The organism is Sodalis sp. (in: enterobacteria) (genome assembly GCF_047607725.1).
Lineage (GTDB): Bacteria > Pseudomonadota > Gammaproteobacteria > Enterobacterales > Enterobacteriaceae > JBLKSS01.
On the sequence record NZ_JBLKSS010000036.1, the window covers coordinates 1 to 9,200 of the forward strand.

The 9,200-nt window shown below is 52.2% G+C and carries 7 protein-coding genes, 1 tRNA gene and 2 pseudogenes; 5 read left to right on the forward strand and 5 right to left on the reverse strand.

Features of this window, described 5'->3' with window-relative positions; all coding sequences use genetic code 11:
* Nucleotides 1-500 precede the first annotated feature (500 nt).
* The 5 genes from gmd (at nt 501) to ACMX3H_RS04280 (ending at nt 5,402) form a co-directional block, all read left to right on the forward strand.
* Nucleotides 501-1,643 carry a GDP-mannose 4,6-dehydratase gene (gmd, locus tag ACMX3H_RS04260; RefSeq protein ID WP_415209936.1) on the forward strand — a complete coding sequence of 381 codons (1,143 nt, stop codon included), beginning with the start codon at nt 501-503 and terminating at the stop codon, nt 1,641-1,643.
* A 53-nt stretch (nt 1,644-1,696) separates the two neighbouring features.
* Nucleotides 1,697-2,470 carry an ABC transporter permease gene (locus tag ACMX3H_RS04265; RefSeq protein ID WP_415209929.1) on the forward strand — a complete coding sequence of 258 codons (774 nt, stop codon included), beginning with the start codon at nt 1,697-1,699 and terminating at the stop codon, nt 2,468-2,470.
* A 3-nt stretch (nt 2,471-2,473) separates the two neighbouring features.
* Nucleotides 2,474-3,205 carry an ABC transporter ATP-binding protein gene (locus ACMX3H_RS04270; RefSeq protein WP_415209930.1) on the forward strand — a complete coding sequence of 244 codons (732 nt, stop codon included), beginning with the start codon at nt 2,474-2,476 and terminating at the stop codon, nt 3,203-3,205.
* A gap of 155 nt (nt 3,206-3,360) precedes the next feature.
* Nucleotides 3,361-4,098 carry an NAD-dependent epimerase/dehydratase family protein gene (locus tag ACMX3H_RS04275; RefSeq protein ID WP_415209931.1) on the forward strand — a complete coding sequence of 246 codons (738 nt, stop codon included), beginning with the start codon at nt 3,361-3,363 and terminating at the stop codon, nt 4,096-4,098.
* 266 nt (nt 4,099-4,364) lie between these two features.
* The gene (locus tag ACMX3H_RS04280; RefSeq protein ID WP_415209932.1) at nt 4,365-5,402 is read left to right on the forward strand and encodes a glycosyltransferase; all 1,038 of its coding nucleotides are present in this window, start codon (nt 4,365-4,367) and stop codon (nt 5,400-5,402) included.
* A gap of 76 nt (nt 5,403-5,478) precedes the next feature.
* Here ACMX3H_RS04280 and ACMX3H_RS04285 read toward each other — a convergent pair.
* The 5 genes and pseudogenes from ACMX3H_RS04285 to ACMX3H_RS04305 all read right to left on the reverse strand — a co-directional run.
* Nucleotides 5,479-5,553, reverse strand: a tRNA-Gly gene (locus tag ACMX3H_RS04285).
* Between the two features lie 388 nt (nt 5,554-5,941).
* Nucleotides 5,942-6,799, reverse strand: coding sequence for a LysR family transcriptional regulator (locus ACMX3H_RS04290; protein WP_415209933.1), 858 nt, complete (start codon nt 6,797-6,799; stop codon nt 5,942-5,944).
* A 73-nt stretch (nt 6,800-6,872) separates the two neighbouring features.
* A pseudogene (locus ACMX3H_RS04295) lies at nt 6,873-7,375 on the reverse strand (DUF554 family protein).
* 1 nt (nt 7,376) lies between these two features.
* Nucleotides 7,377-7,970: a UbiX family flavin prenyltransferase gene (locus ACMX3H_RS04300; protein ID WP_415209934.1), complete on the reverse strand. Its 594-nt coding sequence runs from the start codon at nt 7,968-7,970 to the stop codon at nt 7,377-7,379.
* An 11-nt stretch (nt 7,971-7,981) separates the two neighbouring features.
* Nucleotides 7,982-9,156, reverse strand: a pseudogene (locus ACMX3H_RS04305) (UbiD family decarboxylase); the annotation flags it as partial.
* Between the last annotated feature and the right edge of the window lie 44 nt (nt 9,157-9,200).

The following is a 9,200-nucleotide window of genomic DNA, read 5'->3' on the forward strand; positions in this document are numbered from 1 at the left end:
AACCAGCTTAATGTTAAAGTCCAGCGGGAAATTGGGACGACGTCTTGAGGGTTTTGGTGGGGTTTATTTCATGAATTGCGCCCATTAAAAAAATAATGGACATCATCTTCAATAACTTGATGGGGAATTAACAGACGGCGCGGGGCGTACGCTTACTTATGGACTATCTTATGGCCGCGGCGGTTGCAGGCGAACGGCCGCCCACCCCCCTCCCGCGGTTGACGCCGAACGAGCTGGGCCGCTTCTCGCGGTGGCGATATCGCTCGATAATGATGCCGAACGCATCTTCCATACAAAGACCGGCCATGACCGCCTGTGAAAGCGCACGCTCATCTTATTCCACGCGTGCATGATGGAAAGATTTCAAAACCAGTGTAAATAAAAATGGAAATGTAATGAGTATTATTTCCACTTACCTTTAAGAAACTTAATATTTCCTATTGCAGTCTATGGATTGGGAAAATTAAGAGCTACACTTGCCCCATCTTGACACCACGACCATGATACCTTCAGGAGTTATTTTTAATAAGAAAGTCGCCCTCATAACCGGTATTACTGGCCAAGATGGTTCATATCTTGCCGAATTCCTTCTGAATAAAGGCTATGAAGTCCATGGCATAAAACGACGGTGTTCTCAGTTTAATACGCAGCGTATTGAACATATTTTTCAGACGTCACATGACAATAACGCCTCGCTTAAATTGCATCATGGCGATCTCTCTGATACGTCAAATTTAACCCGAATATTAGCGGAAGTCCAACCGGACGAAGTTTATAATTTGGGAGCGCAATCCCATGTCGCGGTCAGCTTTGACTCACCCGAATATACCGCTGACGTCGATGCCATCGGCGCCCTACGGTTGCTTGAGGCTATTCGTTTCCTGGGTCTTACTGAAAAAACGCGCTATTATCAGGCATCCACCTCGGAACTTTTCGGTTTGGTGTGCGAACCGCGACAAAAGGAAACCACGCCTTTCTATCCCCGAAGCCCTTATGCCGTGGCCAAAATGTGCGCCTATTGGATTACGGTAAATTACCGGGAAGCGTACGGCATTTATGCCTGTAACGGTATTTTGTTTAATCATGAATCGCCACGTCGCGGCGAAACTTTCGTTACCCGTAAGATCACGCGCGGTCTGGCAAGTATCGCTCACGGGCTGGAAAATTACCTGTACATGGGCAACCTTGGCGCCCTGCGCGACTGGGGACACGCGCGCGACTACGTCCGCATGCAATGGATGATGCTGCAACAGGATAAACCCGAGGATTTTGTTATCGCTACCGGTAACCAGTACAGCGTCCGTGAATTCATTACCATGGCGGCACGGGAGCTGGGCATTGAAGTTGTTTTTGAAGGTCAGGGTATTAATGAGAAGGCCTTCGTCAGTAAAATTACCGGGGATCTGGCTCCCTCATTACGCGTCGGCGATGTAATTGTGGAAGTGGACGAACGCTATTTCCGGCCGACCGAAGTAGATACCCTCTTGGGCGATCCCAGCTACGCGCAGCAGCGGCTCGGTTGGAAACCCGAAATCAGCCTGCAGCAATTGATTGCGGAAATGGTGGAACACGATCTCCAGGCCACGCGCCAGCACAGTTTACTCAAGTCTCACGGTTACGCCGTTTGCCACAGCATCGAATAACGTCTGAAAGCGGGCCTTTCCGGCAACATTAAAAAATCAATGATTATTATCACATGCTAACCGATCTGATCATGGCGTTAAAAAAGCCGCAAATCTGGAGCGTGCTTTCCTGGTTCGATATTAAACAACGTTATAAGCGCTCTGTGCTTGGGCAGTTTTGGGTAACATTAAGCACCTGCGTCCTGGTGGGAATGTTGAGCGTATTATGGTCCACGCTTTTCAAATTGGATGTTCGCGAGTATTTACCTTTCTTTTCCATAGGGCAGGTCGTCTGGACCTATATATTGTTACAACTCACGGAATCTTGCAATAGATTTGTGCAATTCGACTATATTATCAAACAAAGCAGCACCTCTTTTTGCTCGCTTATCTTGCGCATCTTGAGCAGAAACGTCATCGTTTTCGCGCACAATTTTATTATCATCGCGTTGGTTATCACACTCGTGGGCCCAGGCTGGCAGTGGCAAATGCTCTGGTTTCTGCCGGGATTATTTATCCTGACCACATCGCTTTTTTTCTGCTCTATCATTCTCGCCATTATCTGTACACGTCTCCGGGATGTATTGATGATAATGCAAAATCTCCTCATTATTGCTTTTTATTTCACCCCCATAATGTGGAAAGCGGAGCAAGTTCCCGCAGCGATGTTGCATTACATCAATTACAATCCCTTAGTCTATTACTTCAACATCATTCGCCCGCCGTTGTTGGGCGTGATGCCCGACGCGCATTCAATAAGTATTGCGCTCATCATCACTGTCATCCTATTTTTGCTGGCAATGCTATTGCTGAACAGAACACGGCGTCGAATCACCTACTGGTTATAAACGATGCAAGCCATTATCAAAGTGGAAAAACTCTCCGTTGAGTTTCCTATCTATACCGCCTCTCAACGCAGTTTAAAGAAATTATTGTTTCGACGGGCAGTGGGCGGCAATCTGGCTAAGCACCATCAGGCGCTGGCGGTGAAAGCGCTGGATAATGTTTCCTTTGAAGTTCACCAAGGTGAGCGCGTGGCACTTTTAGGCGGCAACAGCGCCGGGAAAACCACCTTGTTACGGGTTTTGGCCGGCGTGTATCACCCGACAGGCTGCCGCCTATCCATACGCGGCGAGGTGGTATCTCTTATCGATATGGCCATGGGTATGGAAAGCGAGGCGACCGGTTACCAAAACATTTTTATCCGCGGTCTGCTGCTCGGCCTGACCATGAAACAGATAACCCGCCAGGTTCCGTTTATCATCGAATTTAGCGAGCTGGGGGAATATATCTCCCTGCCGGTGCGTACCTATTCCAGCGGCATGTTGCTACGCCTGGCGTTCGCCATTATTTCCGTCTTACAGCCCAGCGTGCTGCTGATGGATGAATGGCTAACGGTAAGCGACAGTCAATTTCGCGACAAAATGAGTAAAAAATTGCAGCAGATGGTGGATCGGTCAGCGGTGATGATTCTGGCCTCACACTCCCGGGAGACCATTAAGGCGTTTTGCAACACCTTTTTTCTTATGCAAAACGGATCGCTACGTCAAATAAGCCGCAGGGAAATTGATGATTATATTTAAACAGGGAGTCGACGATGGAACGGGACGCTAAAATCCTCATTACCGGCGCCAATGGCGTTTTGGGCCATGGACTGCGGAATGCACTGTAGGAACGGGGATATCGCCATCTCCTTTGCCCGAACCGCCAGGAGCTGAACGCGCTGGATACGCAACAGGTGGACGACTTCTTTTCCTATAATCGGCCACACTATGTTTTTCATCTTGCCTCGCTGGTATTCGGCCTGCTGGGCAATATGGAAAACCAGCTCAACGCTATCGCGACCAATACGCTGATAAATCAGCAGCTGTTTCTCGCCTGTCAGCGGTATCCGGTACGTAAGATCTTTTTTGCCAGTACCGTCGCCGGCTATGGCTACCCTTATCAGTCACTGCCGTTAACAGAACCCTATTTCTTTAGCGGCGCGCCCCACGCCGGCGAATACGGTTATGGTATGGCAAAACGCCATGCGCTGGGCTACTTGGAAATCTTGCGCCGGGAATATGATATTGACTACTGCTACGGTATTTTTACCAACCTGTTCGACCCGTACGATCGCTTCGATATTCACTGTGGCCATGTGATCCCTTCACTTATTGAAAAAGCCGCCGCCAGCGTCCAGCGCCAGGATCGCTGCCTCCATGTTTGGGGACGGCCGGAAACCAGCCGCGATTTCATGTTTAGCGAAGAAGCCGGCGCTGCGGCGCTGCACGCCTTTTTGCACGGCAGCGGTATGGGTCAACATTGCCAGCGGCTGCGAATCAACCCTGGCGCAGGTGGTGGTGGCGATAAACCTCTGCTATCAGCCTCGCCTGAATATCGTTTGGGACGCCGAAGCGCCGATAGGCGTCGCCAAACGCAGCGTCGATATCAGCCGGCTACGCGCCCTCGGCTATCACCTCACGTCCAACCTTAATGATGCCATCGCTAAAACCATCGATTGGCACCGGCAAAATAGAGACAAGATCCGCAAATGAAAAGAATCGCCATTGTATCGAGTTTCGCCGAAAGCTGTGGCAACGCTTATTTCACCCAAATATTGGTGAATTCAATGCGCCGCCTTGGCTATCACGTGGAGTGCTTGGGCCTGAATCTGTTACGCAATCCACCAGCCGAGCCATCCGCGCCAGAGCTGATGAACATATCGATGAGATTTGTGCACGGCTTAAGACCTTTGATGGGGTGAATATTCAATTTGAATCAGGTTTGTATGGCTCGCTGTTCGGCGATATTCTTCGCCGCGTCCGTAAGCTCATCGACACCAATCCGCATACCAGTATCACACTGCACAGTCCTCGCCTGCTGAGCGAAACCGCTACGCAGCGCGAGGCAATTAAAATGGCCCTGAAATTGTCATTTAAACGCGCGCTGCAGCTTTACGTTGAACCGCTCCGGCAAAACATTCCGATACGCATCAACCATCGCCTCATACATTATCTAAAGCAGCGTAATATCAATATCATCGTCCATACGCTGCACGCCCGCGAGCAAATTGAGATGTACCACAACTACCGCAACGTGGCGGTTCATCCTCTGAAGATCGTCGATGACTATACCGAGATCAAGCCGGATCTTATGGACGCTATCCGCAGGAAATACCGGTTCGGCAAAGAAGTGAAAATTATCGGCATGTTCGGCTTCATCAATGAATATAAAGGGCACATCTTGGCGATCAAAGCATTAGCCTGCCTGCCGCGCAATTATAAACTCCGGCTGTTCGGACGCCAGCATCCGCAAACCATTAGAAAAAATGAACCGGCAAGCCATTACACCCATATGCTACAGGCGAAGATCGAAGAAGCCAAACTCGAAGACCGGGTTTTCTTTATGGGGGAATATGACCATGAAGCGTTCGTGAGTCTCGTGGCGGTGGTGGATGTCGTCTGGCTGCCGTATGTGGAGAATGGCCAGGACGGCTCCGGCATTGCCTCCATCGCGTTCGACGTCTCGGAGTGCATACTTTGCTCTTCCTCGTTCGCATTCGATGAGATGTTCCGGCTACTGCCCCATTATGACAATTACATACGTTTCGATATCGGTAATTATATGGAACTTGCCAGTAAGACCTGTAATTTTTTGCCAGTAAAACCCACCGCTGGTCGCAGCGCGCAGCCGGTTTTCAGCACCGATAGCCAGGCGGAATTGTATATCCGGCTTAGCCTGGGCGAACCGTTGCATGAAACGATGGCCTGCGAGGTGGATGCGTTACCTGCAACGTGACCCATTGCAACACATTGTATCGCGGCACACCGTCATCGGCGGGACGAAAACGCAAAAGCGTTCACGTGAAGAAAATTGGAGCGGGAAACGAGGCTCGAACTCGCGACCCCAACCTTGGCAAGGTTGTGCTCTACCACTGAGCTATTCCCGCTGGGTCGCCGCTTACCGGTAGCGATACTTGCCGGCTGGCGATAATGGATAAATCGAAATAGAAAAAGCAACGGGTATTTATTGCTAATGAATTGAATACTGATGCTTTTCCTATCCCCTGTTAGGGAATGGGCGCTATTATGGCGATGTTTCGCGTCTCTGGCAAGGGCTGCTACAGCTTCCCGAACGCATTTGCAGAATTCTTGTTCATTGCGCAGGCAAGCGGTGGCGCTCACGCCCTTATTGCGCGGCCCGCCAGCTCACGCTAGCGACAATGTCTGCCTAGAGGGTTCGCGTTTCACGCCGGCTAACGCCGGCGGCGGGTCAACGTTGCCTTTGACGTCCCGGCGTCTCGCGCCGGCAGTCCGCCAGCCGCTGCATCGTCGCCCCTATGGCCACAGCAGGCTGTCGCGCGAGGTACTGAGCGACACCAGCGCCGGTTTGTAAATTACCAATGGCTCCGCCAGCGGGCAGGCAATATATTTACCGTGCGGGCTGGGCACAAATTCCGAGTGGGGAATAAACGTGGCGCCGTCAAAACCCTGCTCCATCATTTCCAAAATCAGGCTTGGTTCCGAGACTTTGATACTGATATTGACCGGCGTCAGCGTCTCGTAAAGGGTGTTGCGCAGCATTTCATAGGTCCCTTCGCCGCCGATACAGTGCAGTAAAATAAGCGGCAGTCCGCTGAAATCGTCAAATTTCAATGCTCTGCCGGCAAACCGCGCGGCATCATGGCTAGAAATCACGGCCAGCGTGTCGATGGGCACCAGCTCACGCAGGGTCCAGGGCGTTTTATCGGCGGGGCACTGCATCAAGGCGATATCGATAGCGTGATTGAGCAGCATCTCTTCGAGATGGCTGGAATCCGATACCAGAATATGGATATCCCATTCTGGCCGCTGGCGATAATAATCCCGCAACAGCGTGGTAAAGTAGCGTAGAAACAGATAGGAAACGCCAATAGAGACCACCCTTTTTTTGCGGGTGGTTATCTGCCGGGTTTGCTGCTGCAGGCTATTGACCTTACTTAGAATGTCGCAGGCCTGACGATAAAGGAACGTACCCGCCTCGGTGAGTCGCATTCGCCGCGAGGTGCGAACAAACAGGGGGGATCCAATTTCGTTTTCCAGTTCTTGAAGACGTTTACCCAGCGGCGGTTGTGCCATATTCAATAGCTTCGCGGCCTTACTGATGGAGCCCTGTTCCGCTATGGTGCAAAAATACTGCAATCTTTTCAGATCCAAAGAACCTCCTCTCTCACAGGTCCGGCGTTTGCCGATAACGAATAGTTCGGCGCCAACCGCGCGCCGCCGGGCGTTAATATATCAGCAACGTCCAAAGATATGACACCGGCATCACCAGTATCAGCGCCGGCAACATATTCGCTACCGGAAAAGATTTGATGCCGGCGATACGAAAACCGGCGGCCAGCATGACAAACCCGCCGGCGGCGGTAAAAATATCCATAATCGACTTGACCAACAAAATATTGGGATCATGGGTCATACCCTCGGTCATGGCGCCGATAATACCGGTTCCGCTCGCGCAAAACAGTACCATGATGGCGACATACTTTTTGGTGAACACCAAAGGATCCATACCGGCGTCAGCGGTTTGAAAACGGCTGACCCAGCCTTTCGCCAAATTACCCACTCTGCAGATTTTTTCTCCAGGAATATCCATTCCCCTAACGCGCTTCCGATAATCAGCGCCAGCACCACCGTCGGCAGGCTATGAATTTTACCAATCAGGACAATGCCAAGACCCATGGACGACAGACCAAAGGTCATCGGCAGCGCCACGCGCAGCCTTTCAGGCACTTTAGTGCCGAGAAATGCCCCGACAAGCCCCCCCTATCAGCCCGGCGCTCCCATTGACAAACGAGCCTATTACCATGATTAACTCCTTATTTCTACTATTTTTTTCACCCCAGCGTGTGAGGTCCCCGACGTCCAGATCAAAAAGATCCAGCGCGCGAGCTACGCTGTGATGAACGATGTCATCAACCGATTGGGGTTGTTGATAAAAGGCGGGAACGGGGGGATAAATAATCCCGCCCATTTCGCTCACCAGATGCATATTTCTAATCTGTGTCAGATTAAGCGGTGTCTCACGCACCATTAGCCCCAGGCGCCGGCGCTCTTTTAGAATAACGTCCGCCGCCCGGGTTAACAAATTGCCGGCTAACCCGTGGGCAATGGCGGCGCCGAGATGATTAATGCTATGCACCTCATCGGCCAGGGCGATCACCTGGTCCCTCTGCCAGTGGGTTTCCATGGCGCGGGTGACTTCCGCCCCTTTGGTCACCACCAAATGCACTTCGATATCTTGGTCGCGCAGCAGCGTTAGCGCTTTCATGCCGTACTGAAAACCGGATGCGCCGCTGATACCCACGATAATGCGCCTTTTGCCCACAGCCGTCTCTCTTATGCAAAATCCGGCAGAAAACGTTTCACATCAACCCGTTTGAACTTGGAACGTTCAAACTGCGCCTTGAGGTGCCAGGGGACGGTACAGTCGAAAATCGTCTTGCACGTCATCCCTTGCTGCAAAATGCTCGGGCTGTAGGCCGGCATTTGCGATGGATCGAGCGGATGGCAGCGCACGCCGGGAATGAAAAGGGTATCCACGTCACCCTGATAACGCGTCTGCATCGCCCAAAGAATGTCGTCAGTGTCAAAAATGTTGACATCCTCATCCACCACAATCACCTGCTTGAGTTCCGAGAATGCGGCAAAGGCAATAAGCTCGGCCTGCCGCTGGCGGCCTTCATCCACCTGCGAGGCTTTACGAAATTGCAGCACCGCCAGTAGCTTACCGCCGCCGGACGTATGCGCGTTCACGTTCAGGACGCGCCCCGGTATGGCGCGGTCGAGCATATCGAGAATGCTGGCCTCGGTCGGGATGCCCGCCATGCTGACATGCTCGCCGCTGGGTCCGAGCGTGGTTTGTAAAATCGGCTGACGGCGGTGAGTCACCGCTTTCACTTTAATCACCGGCAGCACGTCTTTGGCCTCGCCGGTGTAACCCGGGAATTCCGGCATGGCTTTACCGGTATGGGTATTCTGATCCTCACGTACGCGCACATGCGGCAACAGCTCGCCTTCAATAACGATTTCCGTCTGGGTGATGGCGCGTTCATCAATGGTCAGGCACTGCGCCAGCTCTACCGGTTTACCCCGTGCAGCGCGCCGGCAATACCGAGTTCGTTAAAGCCCAGCGGCGTGGTGGGCGGCTCGAAGCAGGCGGCGATTTCAATCGCCGGATCGACGCCGATGCTAATAGAAATCGGCAACGCCTTCCCCGCCTTTTCCGCTTTTTCGCGGAAAGCATCAATATGACGGCAGGGCGTCAGCCACATCGACAGTTCATCCCGGCTCTGGATACACAACCGGTGGATGGTGATATCCGATTCGCGCGTGTCGTGATCCGAGGCATAGCACATGCCCATAGTGAAATAAGGGCCGGCATCCTCTTTCGTATTGGTAGGCGCAGGCAGTAACGTACGCAAATCAAAGGCCGGATCATCGGCGTAATGAACGACTTCCTGACAAACCGGCGCAGTTGAGGCCAGCACCGGCGCGATGGCACGATGGCACGATGGCACGATGGCACGATGGCACGATGGCACGATGGCACGATGGC